The 20,060-nt window shown below is 29.5% G+C and carries 19 protein-coding genes; 17 read left to right on the top strand and 2 right to left on the bottom strand.

Annotation, left to right across the window (positions count from 1 at the left end; translation table 11 throughout):
* Positions 1-49 precede the first annotated feature (49 nt).
* Both CSPA_RS12465 and CSPA_RS12470 read right to left on the bottom strand, forming a co-directional pair.
* On the bottom strand, positions 50-703 hold the full coding sequence (locus tag CSPA_RS12465; RefSeq protein ID WP_015392636.1) for a TatD family nuclease-associated radical SAM protein: 654 nt from the start codon (positions 701-703) through the stop codon (positions 50-52).
* Positions 704-755: 52 nt separating this feature from the next.
* Positions 756-1,583 (bottom strand): pyridoxamine kinase, encoded by an 828-nt coding sequence (locus tag CSPA_RS12470; RefSeq protein ID WP_015392637.1) that lies wholly within the window; start codon positions 1,581-1,583, stop codon positions 756-758.
* A gap of 561 nt (positions 1,584-2,144) precedes the next feature.
* Here CSPA_RS12470 and CSPA_RS12475 point away from each other — a divergent pair.
* The 17 genes from CSPA_RS12475 (at position 2,145) to hisS (ending at position 19,946) form a co-directional block, all read left to right on the top strand.
* Positions 2,145-3,014 (top strand): radical SAM/SPASM domain-containing protein, encoded by an 870-nt coding sequence (locus CSPA_RS12475; RefSeq protein WP_015392638.1) that lies wholly within the window; start codon positions 2,145-2,147, stop codon positions 3,012-3,014.
* Between the two features lie 135 nt (positions 3,015-3,149).
* Positions 3,150-3,725 carry a hypothetical protein gene (locus CSPA_RS12480; protein ID WP_015392639.1) on the top strand — a complete coding sequence of 192 codons (576 nt, stop codon included), beginning with the start codon at positions 3,150-3,152 and terminating at the stop codon, positions 3,723-3,725.
* Between the two features lie 475 nt (positions 3,726-4,200).
* Positions 4,201-4,797, top strand: a complete 597-nt coding sequence (ruvA, locus tag CSPA_RS12485; RefSeq protein ID WP_015392640.1) for a Holliday junction branch migration protein RuvA — start codon at positions 4,201-4,203, stop codon at positions 4,795-4,797.
* Between the two features lie 121 nt (positions 4,798-4,918).
* Positions 4,919-5,959: a Holliday junction branch migration DNA helicase RuvB gene (gene ruvB, locus CSPA_RS12490; RefSeq protein ID WP_015392641.1), complete on the top strand. Its 1,041-nt coding sequence runs from the start codon at positions 4,919-4,921 to the stop codon at positions 5,957-5,959.
* A gap of 250 nt (positions 5,960-6,209) precedes the next feature.
* Positions 6,210-7,235: a tRNA preQ1(34) S-adenosylmethionine ribosyltransferase-isomerase QueA gene (gene queA, locus CSPA_RS12495; RefSeq protein ID WP_015392642.1), complete on the top strand. Its 1,026-nt coding sequence runs from the start codon at positions 6,210-6,212 to the stop codon at positions 7,233-7,235.
* A gap of 165 nt (positions 7,236-7,400) precedes the next feature.
* Complete coding sequence (gene tgt, locus CSPA_RS12500; RefSeq protein ID WP_015392643.1) at positions 7,401-8,540, top strand: tRNA guanosine(34) transglycosylase Tgt; 1,140 nt, start codon at positions 7,401-7,403, stop codon at positions 8,538-8,540.
* Between the two features lie 167 nt (positions 8,541-8,707).
* Positions 8,708-8,986 carry a preprotein translocase subunit YajC gene (gene yajC, locus CSPA_RS12505; protein WP_015392644.1) on the top strand — a complete coding sequence of 93 codons (279 nt, stop codon included), beginning with the start codon at positions 8,708-8,710 and terminating at the stop codon, positions 8,984-8,986.
* Between the two features lie 53 nt (positions 8,987-9,039).
* Positions 9,040-9,408 carry a TIGR04086 family membrane protein gene (locus CSPA_RS12510; RefSeq protein ID WP_015392645.1) on the top strand — a complete coding sequence of 123 codons (369 nt, stop codon included), beginning with the start codon at positions 9,040-9,042 and terminating at the stop codon, positions 9,406-9,408.
* A gap of 337 nt (positions 9,409-9,745) precedes the next feature.
* Positions 9,746-11,011, top strand: a complete 1,266-nt coding sequence (secD, locus tag CSPA_RS12515; protein WP_015392646.1) for a protein translocase subunit SecD — start codon at positions 9,746-9,748, stop codon at positions 11,009-11,011.
* Positions 11,004-11,879: a protein translocase subunit SecF gene (gene secF, locus CSPA_RS12520; protein WP_015392647.1), complete on the top strand. Its 876-nt coding sequence runs from the start codon at positions 11,004-11,006 to the stop codon at positions 11,877-11,879. The genes secD and secF overlap by 8 nt, the downstream gene beginning before the upstream one ends.
* A 126-nt stretch (positions 11,880-12,005) precedes the next feature.
* Positions 12,006-12,881 (top strand): DHH family phosphoesterase, encoded by an 876-nt coding sequence (locus tag CSPA_RS12525; protein WP_015392648.1) that lies wholly within the window; start codon positions 12,006-12,008, stop codon positions 12,879-12,881.
* A 71-nt stretch (positions 12,882-12,952) separates the two neighbouring features.
* On the top strand, positions 12,953-13,471 hold the full coding sequence (locus tag CSPA_RS12530) for an adenine phosphoribosyltransferase (RefSeq protein ID WP_015392649.1): 519 nt from the start codon (positions 12,953-12,955) through the stop codon (positions 13,469-13,471).
* A 158-nt stretch (positions 13,472-13,629) separates the two neighbouring features.
* Positions 13,630-15,843, top strand: coding sequence for a RelA/SpoT family protein (locus tag CSPA_RS12535; protein WP_015392650.1), 2,214 nt, complete (start codon positions 13,630-13,632; stop codon positions 15,841-15,843).
* A gap of 101 nt (positions 15,844-15,944) precedes the next feature.
* Positions 15,945-16,394 (top strand): D-aminoacyl-tRNA deacylase, encoded by a 450-nt coding sequence (dtd, locus tag CSPA_RS12540; RefSeq protein WP_015392651.1) that lies wholly within the window; start codon positions 15,945-15,947, stop codon positions 16,392-16,394.
* A gap of 11 nt (positions 16,395-16,405) precedes the next feature.
* Positions 16,406-17,002: an MBL fold metallo-hydrolase gene (locus CSPA_RS12545; RefSeq protein WP_015392652.1), complete on the top strand. Its 597-nt coding sequence runs from the start codon at positions 16,406-16,408 to the stop codon at positions 17,000-17,002.
* 177 nt (positions 17,003-17,179) lie between these two features.
* Positions 17,180-18,607, top strand: coding sequence for a coproporphyrinogen III oxidase (locus CSPA_RS12550; RefSeq protein WP_015392653.1), 1,428 nt, complete (start codon positions 17,180-17,182; stop codon positions 18,605-18,607).
* 85 nt (positions 18,608-18,692) lie between these two features.
* Positions 18,693-19,946: a histidine--tRNA ligase gene (gene hisS, locus CSPA_RS12555; RefSeq protein WP_015392654.1), complete on the top strand. Its 1,254-nt coding sequence runs from the start codon at positions 18,693-18,695 to the stop codon at positions 19,944-19,946.
* Positions 19,947-20,060 lie beyond the last annotated feature (114 nt).

Below are 20,060 nucleotides of genomic sequence, written 5' to 3' on the forward strand. Positions count from 1 at the left end.
TTTTAATAATATTAATATTTTTTCTAAAGTAAGATAGTCACAATTATTTTTATTCAAATGGGCGAACTCTTAAATGAACACCAATTTTATCACAAATAGCTTGGCAAGCTGCAATTTCTTTTTCTCCTATGCAATCCACAACTGTCATAACAACATTTGGAATATAAGATTTGCAGCTTATAGCAAATCTTATCATAGAATCATAAGAGGAAAGGCCGTATTTATTTCGTGTTAGCTTTAAAAATTCTTCAGCATTAGAAGAATTTAAGCTTATAGATATTGTATCAATTAATCCTTCAAATAAAGGAGCAATTTCTTTTTCGTGAACTAAATCACCAAGACCATTAGAATTAAGACGTATAGGTGTATTAGCAGATTTATTTTTTATATATTCTGCTACTTTGATTAATGTATCAAGAGCCATTGTAGGTTCACCAAAGCCGCAAAATATGATTTCTTTAAATTTAGTTATATCGTATTTTTTAAATTCTGATATGATTTCATCGTAAGTTGGTTCTCTTTCAAGCCATAAACTATTACTTTCTTTCATTTCTTTAGTATTTCTCAAGCAGAAAGTGCAGGCGCAGGAGCATTTGTTAGTTAAGTTAACATATACTTTCAAGTCACCTGAAATTTTTTCTTCTTCTGAAATATCATTTAGATTGATATAAACACCTTTTTTTGCTGTATATAAGATAACCATAAGACATTTCCTCATTCCTTAAAAATAATATTCTTTAATTTCAAATAGTTATTTACAATTCGGTTAAGAATTCTTCAAAACAAATTCCATGAGTTTCAGGAATGTTTTGTTTTATAGTGTATTCAATTGATTTACTTATAAATTCAGTTGCTTTTTCTACTGAATAAACTAGATCTTTTCCTTTTACTATACTTGAAGCTACAATAGAAGTAAATATATCACCAGTACCAGAACGATCCTCACCAATTTTTTCAACATTAATAATTTTGTGTGGTTTTCCAATCTCGTATATGAAATTTTGTATTATACCATCATATTGAAGACCAGTAATAACAACTTTGCTTGGGCCACTATCACAGAGACATTTTGCTATGTCTTCTAATTCATTAAGTGATAAACTCTTAGTTGGATAAGGTATATCAAGAAGTTTACATGCTTCCGTAAGATTAGGTGTGATTAAGTCAGCGTATTTTATTAGGCGTTTCATCTCATCACACATTTCTTTAGTGTAAGTTAAATAGATTTTACCATAGTCACCCATAACAGGATCAACAATAACAATAGTATCCTTATTTTTAAAGATTTTAATAAAATCAATTACAAGATCAATTTGTTCTTTTGAACCTAGAAATCCAGTACAAATTCCATCGAAATTTATATTTAGATCATTCCAATTATTCATATATTCTCTCATATGAGGAGTATAATCATCAAAGAAAAAACTAGAAAAGCCAGTATGTGCAGATAAGATTGCAGTTGGTAATGGACAGCATTGAATTTTCATTGCTGAAATAATAGGTAAAGCAACTGCTACAGAACAGCGACCAAAACCTGTTATATCATTAATGACTGCAATTTTTTTTTGTTTTTCTAAATTCATAATAATCCTCCTTTTTTCTAATCACATTATTATAAGTTAATTTTTGTAATAAATAAAATGTACCCATACTATTTTTACAATTTATGGATTAATAGTGAAGTTTATAGTTATATAAGTTACAATAATTATAAATAAATACAATAAAAAATAATCAGAAAATTCAAAAATATTGTTGATTTTGTTTTAATAATAAGTTATAATTATATCAAGATAAAGGTTTAGATTTATCTTAGTGTACTGACACTTCAATCCGGCAGAAGAGCATATCCTACGAGGTATGTGGTTGGTGACGGGCAACGGAAAAATCCCGGAGGCAATGTACGACAGACGGTCGTACCCAGTTGGCGGACAACGTAAAAATCAGTGGCTAAGGAGAAGCAAGTGCTTAATTGCACTTGCTTCTTACATTTTAAAAGAGATATGAGTTTGATCATATCTCTTTTAATATATATTAAATTTTGAAATGAAAATAATATAAGGGGAGTTTCGAAGAATTTGATTACTTTTTGTAAATAGTGTATTCTTATTTTTAAAGTAACTAATAAGATGGAGTAAAAATTAATGAAAAGATTTAAAAAGGTTTATATAGAAATAACAAACATATGTAACTTAAGCTGTAATTTCTGCCCTAAAACATCTCGAGAATTGAAATTTATGGGAGAAAGTAGCTTTGAACATATTATTAAGAATATCAAGCCATATACAGATCATGTATATTTTCATTTGATGGGTGAGCCCTTCTTGAATAGTAATTTAGAACAATTTTTAAGAATAAGTGATGAGAATAAATTAAAGGTGAATATTACTACTAATGGCACATTAATAAATAATGTGAGTGAAATATTATTGAAATCTTCAGCTTTAAGACAGGTTAACGTTTCATTGCATAGTTTTGAAGCAAATGAAGAAAAAATTACATTTGAGGAATATATAGAAAATGTTCTTAATTTCGTTAATGATGCAACAGCAAATACGAATATAATATGCTCTTTGAGGTTATGGAATTTAGATACAAGGTACAAAGCTAGCAATGATTTAAACATAGATATATTTAAACTGTTAGAAAATAAGTTTAATCTAGAAGAAGATTTGAAAAAAATTTTAATAGAGAAGAACAGTTATAAACTGAAAAAGAATTTATATTTGAGTATGGGTGAAAAATTCAAGTGGCCGTCTTTAAAGGCAGAAGAAATAGGAGAGAGGGCTTTTTGCTATGGACTTAGAGATCAAATAGGAATACTTGTTGATGGAACTGTTGTGCCTTGTTGCCTTGATAGTGAAGGTAGTATTACACTTGGAAATATTTTTGAAGAGCCATTAGAGGGTATTTTGAATTCTAAAAGGGCTGAAGAAATATATAATGGATTTTCAAATCGTAAAGCTGTTGAAGAGTTATGTAGAAAATGTGGATTTATAAATAGAATACGATAAGAATGATCTGATTGATATAGCCTTATGTAGATTATAGAGTTTTGTTTGAATATAAAAAGAAATGCCAAGATATAATTTTATTTGTATATTAATTAAAAAAAGTGGCTATACTCCATGGATAAAGGAGTGAAGAATATGATAAATAAAAAGAAACTATTTGTATGGATGGTAATAATTTTAGCACTTATATTTTCGATAACGTATTATTTTTCAAATAAATATATAACAAATAAAAATACACAGAATAATTCTGTTAGAGCCAGTGAAACAGATAAAAGTCAAGAATTAAGTGACAATTTGAAAATTTGTTTGGTTTCAGGAGAAAAGAAGGAGAAGGTATTAACATTAGCTGAGTTAAAGAAAGAACTTAATTTGGATTCTAACTTGACTGAAGCAGAATTATCAAAGGAATTAAAAAACAAAGGATATGTTTTAGAGGTCCAAGAAAATGGAGAAATGACATATAAAAAGGATAGTTCAAAATCTGTAAAGCCTAATAAATATTATATTGGTGAAAAGGATGGATACTTAGCTATATATAAGACTAATGAAAATGGTACATTATTAATTGAAAACAGCAATGACGTATATACTAATAGTAAGAAAATTGAAAGTTTAAATGATATTGATAAGAACAAAATTGAGAATTTTGAACTTGAATATAATACAAAAGATGATGCAGAAGAAAATTTGTCTGAGTTTTTATCTTAATATTAATTTGAACTTAGTATTTAATGATATATGTTTTATAATGAGGTATGAGAGTAATTAATTACTCTCATACCTTATTTTTATTTAAAGAAATATAAAAATTACGTTATTGAAAGATTTAGCTTAAAATGATAAAGTATATGTTAGGTTTTAATAATGTGTAAATTTTCTTTACAGACCTTATTTTTATAAATGTTTTTTATTCTTTAGGAATTTATTATGCAGTAAAATCTGTGGATAATATATGAAAAAGGCTATTTTAATGAGCTGTGTATAAGAAAAAAATAAAAAATAAATCATATTCGCCTGCATAAGATGTTCTCATATGCAGCATAGCTGTCATTTCTAATGTGCAGATTTTTCTCACATACGTTCGAAAAGGCAGATGCGTAAAAAAATCTCCGGCTCCACAGTCGCCTACGATTTTTTTATGATTTATAATTCATACTAGCTGACATAGTTTGGAGGAAGAAAGATGTACGAATATATTAAAGGAAAATATGTAGGAATAAATAAAGATTATATAATAGTAGAGAATAGTGGAATTGGTTATAAAATATTTACATCTGGTGCAACTATGTCTTCTTTACCGAAGTCAGGAGAGGAAGTTATGCTTTATTTAGAGCAGATCGTCAGGGAAGATTTTCTTGGGCTTTATGGTTTTGATTCAAAGGATGAATTAGAAATGTTTAAGTTGCTGCTTACAGTTAGCGGGGTTGGTCCAAAAGCGGCGTTATCACTATTATCAATTAGTAGAGTAAACAACTTAAAATATGCAATAATGACTGGTGATGAAAAACATATTTGCAGAGGAATTGGAATAGGTAAAAAGACAGCAGCAAGGATTATCTTAGAACTAAAGGATAAGTTAAAGCCTGATGAATTATTAGATAGCGTTGAGAGTATAGACATTCAAGGAAATGAAAATATTATGATAATATCTGAAGCATTAAGTGCATTGCTAGCATTGGGATATAGCGAAAAGGAAGCTGACACAGCTCTTAAGAAAGTTAACAAAGAAGATAGTGTTGAAAACATTATTAAAAGTGCTTTGAAGGTTTTGGTCAGCTAAAAGTTAATAATTCACAGTTAACAGTTGTGAAGTAGATGGTGGCGCTTGATGTACATTTAGGTTTGAATATTATTTACATAAATTAATTTTAAAGATTTTCTTAGGAAAAGGGGGAGGTTTTTTGGAAAGAATAGTTAATCCGTCTGAGTTACAGGAAGATTTCAATTCAGAGCTTAGTCTAAGACCTCAGAAGATAAGTGAATACATAGGGCAGGAGAAGGTTAAAGAAAGATTAGATATATTTATTAAAGCAGCTCAAAATAGAAAAGAAGCTTTAGACCATGCTTTATTATATGGTCCGCCAGGTCTTGGAAAAACAACTTTAGCAAATATAATTGCTAAAGAAATGGGAGGCGATTTGAAAATAACCTCTGGACCTGCAATTGAAAGAGCAGGAGATTTAGCAGCTATCTTAACTACTTTGAAGGATTATGATGTGTTATTTATTGATGAAATTCACAGATTAAATAGAACGGTTGAAGAAATACTCTACCCTGCTATGGAAGATTATGCTTTGGACATAGTTATAGGAAAAGGTGCAGCAGCAAAATCTATAAGAATAGATCTTCCTAAATTTACGCTTATAGGAGCAACAACTAGAATTGGAATGCTTACATCACCACTAAGGGATAGATTTGGTGTATTATGCGCTATGGAATATTACACAGATGAAGAACTTAAAGAAATAGTAATTAGAAGTGCCACTGTTTTTGGTTGCCAAATCACTGAAGAAGGGGCTCTTGAAGTTGCAAAAAGATCAAGAGGGACACCAAGAATTGCCAATAGATTATTAAAAAGGGTCAGAGATTATGCAGAAGTAAAAGGAAGCAGATTAGTTTCATTAAAAGAAGCGCAAGGAGCTTTAGAATTACTTGAAGTAGATAATCAAGGGTTTGATAAAGTTGACAATAAAATATTGGAAGCTATTATAGATAATTTTAATGGAGGCCCTGTTGGGATAGAAACACTGTCTTATTTTATAGGGGAAGAATTAGGAACTATAGAAGATGTTTATGAACCATACCTGCTTCAAAAGGGATTTATCATAAGAACACCTAGAGGAAGGATTGCAAGTGAAAAAGCTTACAAACATTTGGGCAGAGTATATAACCCAAAGAAAAAGGATAGTAATGGTAAGCAAGGAAGCTTTTTTGAAGGCTAAATATTTAAATAATAAGATTAATATACACATATAAAAAGAGCAGCTATGCTGCAACATCGGAACTTAATATAGTTGATAATTAGGTAAGGTAGGAGTAAAATACCAAGAATTTAAGAATTTACACCTATGAAAAGAGTGGCTATGCCACAATACGGAACTTTTCTGCAACCAAGAATTTAAGAATTTAATTTATTTTATTCTTAATATATATTTACTTAAAGCTTATAGTTAGTTAGGAGAATAAAGAAAAATGAACGTAAAAGACTTTGATTTTTATTTACCAGAAGAGTTGATAGCTCAACATCCTTTAGAGGAAAGAGATTCTTCAAGGTTGATTGTTTTAAATAAAAAGACAGGAGAGATTAATCACAAAAAATTTCGAGATATTATTGGATATTTAAATGAAGGTGATACTTTGGTATTAAATAATACAAGGGTAATGCCGGCAAGATTAATAGGAGAAAAAGAAGAAACAGGCGGAAAGATAGAGTTTTTGCTGCTTAAAAGAGTTGAAAAAGATCAGTGGGAATGTTTAGCAAAGCCAGGGAAGTCAGCAAGAGTTGGAAGAAGATTTACTTTTGGTGAAGGGAAATTAAAAGCCGAAGTAATTGAAGTTAAAGATAATGGAAACAGAATAGTGGAATTTTATTACGATGGAATATTTGAAGAAGTATTAGATTCACTTGGAGAAATGCCATTACCGCCATATATTCACGAAAGATTAGATGATAGAGAAAGATATCAAACGGTTTATTCAAAAGAAAATGGATCAGCAGCTGCGCCAACAGCAGGGTTACATTTTACAAAAGAATTATTAGAAGAAATAAAAGCTAAGGGCGTTAATGTAGTTTACCTAACATTACATGTTGGTCTTGGAACTTTTAGGCCTGTTAAGGTTGACACTATAGAAGATCATGAAATGCATTCTGAATTTTATATGCTATCAAAGGAAACCGCAGATATTATAAATAAAACTAAAAAAAGAGGCAATGCAGTAATTTCTGTTGGAACTACTTCTACAAGAACCTTAGAAACTATTGGTGATGAAAATGGTTTTGTAAAAGAACAAAGTGGATGGACTAATATTTTTATATATCCAGGATATAAATTTAAAGTTGTAGATAAACTAATAACAAATTTTCATTTGCCAGAATCAACCTTGATAATGCTTGTTTCTACATTGGCTGGAAAAGATAATGTTATGAATGCTTATAAAGAAGCAGTAAATGAAAGGTATAGATTCTTTTCCTTTGGAGATGCAATGTTTATCAATTAGGAGTTAAGAGTTTTGAGTTAAATGGATTTACTAGAACTCATAACTGTAAAGTGCCCACAGGGTACCCTAAAGGGCATAAACTGTGAACTAAATTAATTACGCTGATGAGGTGACATTAATCAAGCGTTTATAAAAATACAAAATTATATTTAAGAGGTGACGCTTGTGAGTAAAAGATACACGTTATTAAAAAAAGATGGAAAAGCAAGAAGAGGACAATTTGAAACTCCACATGGAACTATTCAAACACCAGTATTTATGAATGTAGGTACATTAGCTGCTATAAAAGGTGCAGTTTCAAGTATGGATTTAAAAGAAATTGGATGCCAGGTTGAGCTTTCTAATACTTATCATCTTCATTTAAGACCAGGAGATAAGGTTGTAAAAGCACTTGGAGGATTACATGAATTTATGAATTGGGATAGACCTATCCTTACAGATTCAGGTGGTTTCCAAGTATTTTCATTAGCAAAAATGAGAAAAATAAAAGAAGAGGGAGTATATTTTAACTCTCATATTGATGGAAAAAAGATATTTATGGGACCAGAAGAATCGATGCAAATTCAAAGCAATTTAGCTTCAACTATAGCAATGGCATTTGATGAATGTATTGAAAATCCAGCTCCAAGGGAGTATGTTGAAAGATCTGTAGCTAGAACTACTAGATGGCTTGAAAGATGTAAAGATGAAATGGATAGATTGAATTCACAGCCAGATACTATTAATAAAGAGCAGATGCTATTTGGAATTAACCAAGGTGGGGTTTATGAAGATATTCGAATTAAGCATGCCCAAGAAATTGTTAAGTTAGATTTAGATGGATATGCCATTGGAGGTTTAGCCGTTGGTGAAACTCATGAAGAAATGTATAGAGTAATAGATGCTGTTGTCCCTCATTTACCAGAAGATAAGCCGATATATTTAATGGGGGTTGGTACACCAAACAATATTTTAGAAGCAGTTGAAAGAGGCGTAGATTTCTTTGATTGTGTACTTCCAGCGAGAAATGGAAGACATGGGAATGTATTTTGTGGTGAAGGCAAGTTGAATTTAATGAATGCGAAATATGAACTTGATACAAGACCAATTGATGAAGGGTGTCAGTGTCCTACATGTAAAAACTATACAAGAGCTTATATAAGACATTTGTTTAAAGCAAAAGAAATGTTGGCAATGAGATTATGCGTGTTACATAATTTGTATTTTTATAATAAATTAATGGCAGATATAAGAACAGCAATTGATGGAGGATATTTCAAAGAGTTTAAGGAAAAGAAACTAATTGAATGGCAAGGAAAAGCATAGGATATATATTAAAAAAATAAATATTTTTGTAAATTATTACAAAATAATCTTAGTATTAAGATGATATATTGATTAGTTAGCGCTAGTGAATATTGACATTAATCACAAGAAAATGTAAACTACATATCGTGGAATAGAAAAAAATAGAAAAAATATGGAGGATTAATATGGAGAATATGTCTGCAATTCTTTATCAATTAGCACTTTTCGTACCGATAATAGTAATATTTTATTTTTTACTTGTATTACCAGAAAAAAAGAGGAAGAAGAAATATCAAGGTATGCTTCAAGAATTGAAAGTTAATGATGAAGTTGTTACAAGAGGTGGAATTATAGGGAAAATAACACATATGGATGAAAATACTATTACTCTTGAAACAAGTCCAGCTAAAACTAGGATTAAATTTGAAAAAAGTGGAATAGCTTATAAAATGAAAGCTGAATAATCATAATACCGACTAATGCTTCATAAAATGAAGTGTTAGGAGGTGTTATTTGAATGGAAAATGCAAAATATTTAAAATCTGTAGCAAAAGGTACTATAGGAACTGTAATTCTTAGCTTTATTGGTGTAGCCGTCTTGTCGGTGTTGATGACAAAGCTTTCATTCAGTAAAGGAATATTCAATGCTATCTATGTGATCATATCTTTATGTAGTTTAAGCTTAGGAGCAGTTATAGGTGCTAAAAAAAATGAGTCAAAGGGCTGGCTTGTAGGGTTTGGAGTTGCAATTGGATATTACCTAGTCTTATTCATATTGACCAGCTGTTTTAGCGGTGAACTAGTTTTTAATCTTTTTGATTTTGTTAAACTTATTATTGCTTTAGCAGTAGGAACTCTAGCTGGAATGCTTGGAATAAATCTATAAGCTCTTTTGTATTTTGCTAAGATTAGAAAAAGTTATACATATGTAAAGATAATTTAAGTTTATTATTAATCTTCTTCCTATTATAATGGATCAATAAAAAACTTTGCTAAGATATTATAGTATGCTATAATGAACAATGTGCAACATATGAATTATAACAATATTTAAAATTAAGAATTGATGGATTCTTTTTGTAAGAACTGTGATTCTTAATTTTAAGTATTTTGGTATTTTACATAATGTATAGAAAATTAATGGATTTACAATTCAAAATTTTACTAAATTAGAGAAATAAAATACTAATAAGAAAAGACATAATTTACAGAGGGGGATTAAGATGAAAAAGAAAGGCAAAAGTTCGGCAGGATTTATAGCAATTGTTGTCGTAATATTATTTTTAGCTTTTGCAGGATTTAAGGGCTTTGTCGTTGGCGGATGGCAAGTTAAATCTTTTGATAAAGTAATAACTAGAGGACTTGATTTACAAGGTGGAGTTTCTGTGTTGATGGAAATTCAACAAGATAAAGTAACTAAGGAAGAATTAGAAAGTGCTAAGCAGCACATTTCTTTGAGAGTAAATAAACTTGGAGTAGCTGAAACTGTTGTTACAACAGAAGGTGAAAAAAGAATAAGAGTTGATGTTCCTGGAATGTCTAATTCTAATGATATAGTTCAGAGTTTAAGTAAATCTGGTAATTTGGTATTTAAAGGACCAAATGGAGATGAAATTTTAACAGGTAAAGATGTTAAAAAGGCAACAGCACAACTTAACCAACAACAAGGTGGTTATGAAATTGGATTAGAATTAAATGATGAAGGTACTAAAAAGTTTGCGGATGCAACAGGAAAGTATATAGGACAAAATATTGGGATTTATCTTGATGATGAACAGATTTCAAATCCAAGAGTTCAAGTACAAATAAATGATGGTAAAGCATCAATAACTGGAAAGTATACATTAGAAGAAGCTAAATCTCAAGCAGGATTAATTAATTCAGGTGCTCTTCCACTTCCAGTAAAAGCGGTTACAGTCAGCAATGTTGGAGCTGAACTTGGAGCAACAGCATTTCCTAATTCAATTAAAGCAGGAGTTATAGGAGTTGGATTAGTATTCTTATTTATGCTAATTAATTATAGACGTCAAGGTTTAATGGCAGATATTGCTTTAACCTTATATATAGTACTTACACTTTTAGTATTTGTAGAAGTAGGTGTTACATTAACACTTCCTGGTATAGCAGCTTTCTTACTGACTATTGGTGTAGCTGTTGATGCTAATATATTGACTTTTGAAAGAACTAAGGAAGAGCTACTAAAGGGCTATTCTGTTAAAGCAGCTGTTAAAAAAGGTGGAGAACATGCATTATCTTCAATTGTTGACTCAAATGTTACAACTTTACTTGCAGCACTTATCTTATACTTTATAGGATCAGGAACAGTAAAGGGCTTTGCTATTACATTGATGATAGGTATAATTATAAGTTTATTTACTGGTTTATTAGTAACAAAAATACTTGTTAACTTAGCTGTTGATATGGGATTCATAAGCAAAGTATCTCATTTTGGAGTGAAATTAAAAAAGGAGGATGAAAAACATGCTTAAAATTATGGAAAAGACAAAAATATGGTTTTCAATTTCCTTTATAATTATTGTTATTGGGTTAGGGTTTCTAGCTTTTAGAGGATTAAACTTTGGAATAGACTTTAAAGGTGGTTCAGATATAAAGATACAATTAAACGAAAGTATAAATAAAGAAGATGTTGATTCTATTGTTAGAGGCTATGCTCCAGATGCTAGCACAAATACATTAAATGATAATCAATATGAAATTAAGTCAGCGGATCTTGATAGTACTAAATTAGCTTCAATTATGGGAGATTTAAAGAATAAATATCAATTAGATGATAAAGCATTAGTTTCACAAGATGAAATTGGGCAATCAGTTGGTAAAGAGTTGACTCAAAACTCGATTTTAGCTTTACTTGGTGCTTTTGCAGTAATGCTTGTTTATATAGCTATTAGATTTGAATTTAAATTTGGTGTAGCAGCAATTGCAGCTACAATTCATGATATATTAGTTACTCTTTCTGTTTACACTATATTTTACATTCCAGTAAATACTCCATTTGTCGCGGCAATACTAACAATTGTAGGGTATTCTATGTGTGATACTATAGTTATTTTTGATAGAATTAGAGAAAACACTAAAATTATGAGAAGAGCTAAGCCAATTGAAGTTGCAGATGTAAGTTTAACTGAAACAATAAAAAGATCATTATACACATCCTTAGCAACTGTAGTTACAATATTAGCTATGAATGTGTTAGTTCCATCTGTTAGAACCTTTACTATTCCTTTAATAATAGGTATTATTAGTGGTGCATATTCATCAATATGTATTGCTTCACCAATTTGGGTATACTTAAAGGATAAAGTTAGAGGCGGAAAGAAAAAATTACAAAGTGTTTAGTGACTGGAAATAATAGAAAACCTCCAGAATAGTTTGGAGGTTTTTTATTTGTCAACAAAACGATTGTAAAATTTATTATAATCATTTATAATAAAGGTGTTTTCTAATTTTATGGAGGAATAGGCCATGCGTAAGTTCTGGGAAAGTATATATTGTCCAAATTATATTAGCGGATATAACCCATTTATTCTTAAAAATATGAATAAAGCAATAGAAAGATTAGCTTTAGCAATAAATAATAGACAAAAGATTGTAGTCTATGGTACATATAATGTTGATGGGATTTGTGCAGTTTCATCTTTAATTCTTGTTTTAAAGTATTTAAATGCTGATGTAGAGTATCTAATATATGACAGACAAGAAAGTGATGCTGTAATAAATTCAGTGGATATTAAAAATAATGTGGATTTTTTAGGAGCTGAACTTTTAATTACTTTAGGTATAGGATTAAAATCTAAAGAAGAAGTAGATTTGTGTAAAGATTTAGGAATAGATTTAATTGTTTTAGAGAATGAGGAAAGTGACCTTGTTAATGATTACATTTACATAAATCCAAGTCAAAAGGGATGCCAATATAGGTATAAGAATTTGTCCATAAGCGGATTAGCATTTAAACTTATGCAAGCTATTGCAATTTATTATAATATGAAGAGCATAAATAAATATTTGGATTTAATTCTTATTGGAATACAATGGGCAAAAGTATCAGCTAAAGGTGAAAATGGGGTATTAATTAAAGAAGGAAATAAGTTTTTAATTAATACAAACAATAATGGATTGAGATCAATTATTGAATTTAACAATATAAAAGAATTTAATGATGATGGTATAAATAAAATAATAGAATTATTGATTCCACCTATAGGAGCTGTAGGGATAATGGATAATGCTCGAATAGTATTGGAATTATTAACTACTAATGATAAAGATAGAGCGGATCAAATAGTTAAATATTTATCAACGTTAAAGAAGACTACATCGTTAAAATGTATTTCAAATTAAAATATATATTTATTTTATTTACATTACTAAATCATAAATTTTAACTTAAATAATAGTTGGAGGAATTAAAAATGGATTTAAGAGAAAAGATAAGAATTATTGAAGATTTTCCTAAGAAAGGAATTAGCTTTAAGGATATAACAACTTTAATTAGTGATGGAGAAGCTTTAAGAGAGGCAATAAATCAAATAGCTGAACATTTAAAAGATAAACAAATTGATTTAATTGTAGGGCCAGAAGCAAGAGGCTTTATTTTTGGTGTACCTGTAGCATATGTTTTAGGAATAGGTTTTATACCAGTAAGAAAGCCAGGCAAATTACCTGGTGAAACTATATCAATTAATTATGATTTAGAGTATGGTGAAGATCAATTACAAATTCATAAAGATGCAATAAAACCTGGACAAAGAGTAGCTATTGTTGATGATTTATTAGCAACAGGAGGAACTGTTGAAGGTGTTGCTAAATTAGTTGAACAAGCTGGTGGTGAAGTTGTTTCATTAGATTTTGCTATTGAATTGACAGAATTAAATGGAAGAGATAAATTAAAGAATTATGATGTCTTATCATTAGTGCAATATGATATCTAACAATTTGTGATTTTTAGGTTGGAAGGTATTCCATTTATTTTTAATGTCTTATTGAAAATAATTCTAAAATAATATATAATTATTAAAAAGTTAGGCTGGTTATTGAACCAGCCTTTGAATTTACATTTTAATAAAATTATAGAAGGAGAGCAATCCTTATGATTGATAAATTATTGGAAAAAATCAATAATAATTGTAATAATGTTGATATTGATATGGTAAAAAAGGCATACTATTTTGCAGAAGATGCTCATAAGGAACAAAAAAGGCAGTCAGGTGAACCTTATATAATTCATCCTATAGCAGTAGCGGAAATTTTAGCTGAATTAGGGATGGACACGAACACAATTGTTGCAGGACTTTTGCATGATGTAATTGAAGATACAGAGTTTTCATATGAAGAAACTGTAAAGTTATTTAATGAAGAGATTGGCAATTTAATTGAGGGGGTTACCAAACTTACAAGATTGGGAGAAATGGAATATAAGACAAAAGAGGAGCAGCAAGCAGATAATGTTAGGAAAATGCTTCTTGCTATGGCTAAAGACATAAGGGTAATAATTATTAAATTGGCAGATAGATTACATAATATGAGAACCCTTAAATTTATGCCAGAGAAAAAACAAAAAAATAAAGCAAAGGAAACTTTAGATATTTATGCACCACTTGCACATAGACTGGGTATGTCTAAAATTAAATGGGAACTTGAAGATTTATGTTTTAGATATTTGCATGAAAAAGAATATTATGAATTAGTTGATAGTATTGCTGAAAAAAGAGTTGAAAGAGAAACATATATAAAGGATATTGTTGATGATTTATATGCAAAACTTCAAGCAGCTGGAATAGAATCGGATATTGATGGAAGACCAAAGCATTTTTATAGTATTTATAAAAAAATGGTTAATAAAAATAAAAGTATTGAGCAGATTTTCGATTTAACAGCTATAAGAATATTAGTGAATTCAGTTAAGGATTGCTATGGAGTTCTTGGAATAGTACATACAATATATAGACCAATTCCAGGAAGATTCAAGGATTATATTGCCATGCCTAAACCAAATATGTATCAATCTTTACATACTACAGTTATTGGCCCTCAAGGAAAAACCTTTGAAATTCAAATTAGAACTTTTGAAATGCATAAAACTGCTGAATATGGTATTGCAGCTCATTGGAAATATAAAGAAGGCGATACAAGTAAAGGTGAAGATAAACAAAAAGACTTTGAGAAAAAACTTGTATGGCTTAGAGATATGTTAGAATGGCAAAAAGAAACTTCTGATGCGGAAGAGTTTATTGAAGGTTTTAAAATAGATTTATTTTCAGATGAAGTATTTGTATTTACTCCTAAAGGCGTAGTTATTAATTTGTGTAGAGATGCAACCCCTATTGATTTTGCGTATAGAATACATACTGATGTAGGAAATAAGTGTGTAGGAGCAAAAGTGAATGGTAAAATAGTACCTCTTGACTATACTCTTAAAACTGGAGAAATTGTTGAAATATTAACATCTCCTAATGCAAAAGGTCCCAATATGGATTGGCTGAATATAGCTAAGAGTAATCAATCGAAGAGTAAAATAAAACTTTGGTTTAAGAAAGCAAAAAAAGAGGAAAATATATTAAAAGGAAAAGAACTTCTAGAAAAAGAATTGAAAAAGCAAAGTGTTCATTATGCAGACATTGCTAAAGGTGAATTTTATGAAAAGCTCATAAAGAGATATAATATACATTCAATGGAAGATTTATATGCATTAATTGGTATTGGTGGCTTTTCTGTTTCAACACTTATTGTAAGGCTTAAAGAAGATAATGGTGTAGGTGTAGATAAAGCAGCTAAAGAAAAAGAAAATAAGGAAATCCTTAATAAAAGTATTGAGGAGCAAATTGCTAAAGCTACTAGAAGACCTGAAACAAATAGTTATGGTATAACAGTAAAAGGGGAAAGCAATCTAATGATTAGATTTGCGAAGTGTTGTAGTCCAGTCCCTGGTGATGATATTTTGGGATATATAACTAAAGGAAGAGGCGTATCGGTACATAGAAAAGATTGCAGTAATTTACAAAACTTAATAGACACTGATGCTGAGAGGGTTGTTGAAGTTAACTGGGGAACATCACAAGGCAATTCCTATGTTGCAGAAATTGAAGTTCAGGCAGAGGATAGAGATGGATTACTTGCTGATATAATGAGTGTTATAACTGAACTTAAGTTACAATTAAGTGCTGTAAATGCTAATTTAGCTAAGCAAGGCTATGCTATAATTAATGTTAAATTAAAAATCACATCTGTAGATAATTTAAAAGATTTAATGAAGAGATTAAAGAGATTAAAAGGCGTAACAGATGTTTATAGAGTCAATAGTTAATATTTATAAATATTGAAATTATATTATATGTATTTTGTACATGTAATTATTATTGAATTAATTTATTTAGAAGTGTTAAAATATAGGAAAGGTGAGACGATATGAGAGCAGTAGTGCAAAGAGTAACCTCATCTAGTGTTTCAGTTGATGGAAATATAATTGGTAAAATAGAAATGGGATTCAATGTTCTAATTGGAATTTCAAAAGATGATACCTTAGAAGATTTAAAATATATAAAAGATAAAGTTATTAATTTGAGAGTGTTTCAAGATGAAAATGATAAAATGAACTTATCCTTATTAGATGTGAAAGGTGAAATACTTGTGATTTCACAATTTACTTTGTATGGAGATTGTAGAAAAGGTAGAAGGCCTAATTTCATGGAAGCCCTAGGAGGAGAAGAAGCTAATAAGCTTTATGAGGAATTTTTAGAACTCCTTAGAACTTCAGGATTAAAGGTTGAATGTGGTGAATTTGGAGCCGAGATGAAGGTTGAAATTAATAATGATGGCCCTGTGACTATTTTATTAGACAGTAAAAGAAATTTTTAGGAGTGATAGAATTGATTATAAAAACAATTTTAGCAGGCATGTATGAAGAAAACTGTTACTTGGTAATGGATGAAGATACGAAAGAACTTGGAATTATAGATCCAGGAGGGCATGCAAATTCTATAATTAATGAAATAAATTTATTAAAAGGAAAAACTAAATTCATAATTTTAACCCATGGACATTTAGATCATGTAGATGGAGTAATAGAATTAGTAAATAATTTAAAAGTTCCATTTTATATTAACAAAGCAGATGAAGATTTGATGCAAAAAGATGATTTTGTATTTGGAACATTACCAAAGGCATCAGGATACTTAAGTGAAGGCGATACATTAACTTTAGGAAAGCATGAAATTAAAGTAATAGAAACTCCAGGACACACTCCAGGAGGAATATGTTTCTTAATTGATGATAATATTTTTACAGGAGATACTCTTTTTCAAGGTTCAGTAGGTAGGAGTGATTTCCCTGGTGGAAATGGAATGCAGTTAATAAAAAATATAAAGGAAAAATTACTGCCACTTGGTGATGGTATTAAAGTTTTTCCAGGGCATGGTCCAACATCTAATATAGGTTATGAAAAAAGGAATAATCCTTTTTTATAAATGGAATTTTAGTTGAGTAGCAGCATTTTTATAATATATGCATTTTAATAAAATGTTCAACATTTAACACTTTTCGAAGGAAATTAACATTCATTGAATATTGATAATTGCAATATATATGAATATGCTGTTAATAGCTTTAGTTTTGATAAATTGTCACAGTTTTAAGGAGCAATAATGGAAGTTAAAATTAATTTAAATAATTTAAAATATAGATATGAAGTATATCAATTATTTAATGTATATTTTTCAATGAGGGAAATTAGTTTTGTTGAAAAAGAAGAAGCAGATTATAATGTTTATATTGATGAAGAGACTTTAAAGTTTAAATATAAGGATTACTATAAAGAAGAATCTTTAGGAGAAGATATTAAAAATTCTCTTAGAAGATTTCTTTTTCTGTGTTTGAGAGATTTAACTAATGATATATATCCTTGGGGTATTTTAATTGGAATTAGGCCATCTAAAATAGCATTGAAACTTCTTAATGAAGGCCATTCAGAGGAAGAAGTAATTGAAATATTTAAGAAAAAGTATGTTGCTCATGCAGATAAGGCTAAGTTATGTATAAAAGTTGCAAAAGCTGAAGAGCGAATAGTTAATAAGGATAAAAATAATATAGCTGTTTATGTAGGAATGGCTTTTTGCCCAACCAAATGCTTATACTGCTCTTTTACCTCCAATCCAATTGGTATATATAAAAAGATGGTTAAGCCATATATAGAAGCCTTAATAAAAGAAATACAAGGCATGAGTGAGTATATTAAAGAAAAAAATCTTAATGTTGAATCAGTGTATTTTGGAGGAGGAACTCCAACAGCAGTAAATGATGAAGAATTTGCAGCTATTATGAAGGAAATCTATAATAATCTTATTAAGGATAACAAGGTTAAAGAATTTACAGTTGAATGTGGAAGACCAGATACCTTAACAAGGGAAAAGCTTAAAACCATGAAGGAATCTAAAGTTGATAGAATTAGTATTAACCCTCAGACTATGAATGATGATACTTTAAACTTAATAGGACGAACTCATTCATCAGAAGATATAAAAGAAAAATTCAAATTGGCTAGAGAGCTTGGCTTTAATGATATAAACATGGATATTATTATAGGCCTTCCAGGAGAAACTCATAAAGAGGTTCTACATACTGAAAATGAACTTATTAAGCTAAAACCTGATAGTATTACTGTTCATGGTTTAGCCTTAAAAAGAGGATCTCGAATGTATGAAGAATTTATATTGAAAAAAGGAATAGAAATCACACCTCAGGAAGAAATTATAAAAATGTATGAAGAAAGCAGAAATTTAGCAGAAAACTTAGGTATTTCACCATATTATATGTATAGACAAAAAAATATGGTTGGAAATATGGAGAATTTGGGGTATGCTAAAGAAGGCAAGGAATGCATTTATAATATTCAAATGATTGAAGAAAGACAAACAGTAATTGCATTAGGGGCTGCTGCAGTAAGTAAAGTAATATTTTTAGAGGAAGATAGACTAGAAAGATTCCCTAATCTAAAGGATCTTCATGAATATATATCAAGAATTGATGAAATGATTGAAAAGAAGAAGATGTTACTTGATACATTATATAATTAATGTTTAATTATCAATTGACTAATGAACATTTATATATAGTATGTTTATTTGCACTAATTAGTAATATTTGAGGAGGAAAAAACAAATGGCAATTGAAATGCAAGCACCAAAAGGTACGAAGGATATGCTTCCTGAAGATGCCTATAAGTGGCAATACATAGAAGGCGTATTTAGAAATGTTGCTAAAACATATGGAATTAGGGAAATTAGAACTCCAATGTTTGAACATACAGAATTATTTTTAAGAAGCGTTGGTGATACAACTGATATAGTACAAAAGGAAATGTACACTTTTAATGATAAAGGTGATAGAAGTATAACATTGAAACCAGAAGGAACTGCTTCAGCTGTTAGAGCTTTTGTTGAAAATAGATTATTTAACGAAGCTCAACCTACAAAGTTATATTATGTAACACCAGCTTTTAGATATGAAAATGTTCAAAAGGGAAGACTTAGACAATTTCATCAATGTGGAATTGAAGTTTTTGGTTCCAATGCACCTTCAATGGATGCAGAAGTTATAGCAGTAGCAATGGATACGTTGAAGAAATTAGGTTTAAAGAGTTTAAGCTTAAATATAAATAATTTAGGATGTCCAGAATGTAGACCTAAGTATAATGAAGCCTTAAAGAAGTTCCTACAAGAAAATTACGATGGTCTTTGTGATACTTGTAAGAGCAGATTTGAAAAAAATCCTATGAGAATTTTAGACTGTAAGGAAAAGAAATGTCACGAAATTACTAAAAATGCACCGATAATTTTAGATTATGTATGTGAAGAATGTGGTGATCACTTTGGAAAAGTTAAGGAATATCTTGATATTTTAGGACTTCCATATACAATAGATCCAGGTATAGTAAGAGGTTTAGATTATTATACAAAAACTATTTTTGAAATTTTAACTTCTGATTTTACTGTGTGTGGAGGAGGAAGGTATGATAAGCTTATAGAAGAGCTTGGCGGTCCAGACATGCCTGCAGTTGGTTTTGGAATGGGAATCGAAAGATTAATTATGACTTTAGAAAAAGAAAAAATTGAAATACCTAAGGAAACACTATTTGATTTATATATAGGTGCAAGAGGAGAGGCAGAAGGGAAGTTTGCCTTTAAGCTTGCTAATGACTTAAGAGGTCTAGGAGTTAAATGTGAAATAAATCATATGGGAAGAAGCATTAAAGCTGAAATGAAATATGCTAATAAATTAGGTGCAGCATATACTACTATTTTAGGTGAAGATGAATTAACTAACAAAAAGATTAATTTAAAGAGAATGAGTGATGGTGAAATTTTTGAAGTTTCATTAGATAATTTGGAGGAAATAGCTAAAGTAGTTAGATAAGATGAATTAGAACAATTTTTAGTAAAATATTGAAAAAAGTATGTTTTTCGATTACAATTATTAAGGCATATAAAAGTTAGGTATTAGTTAATTACTAATTAATTTTTATGTTGC

It is taken from the genome of Clostridium saccharoperbutylacetonicum N1-4(HMT) (assembly GCF_000340885.1).
Lineage (GTDB): Bacteria > Bacillota > Clostridia > Clostridiales > Clostridiaceae > Clostridium > Clostridium saccharoperbutylacetonicum.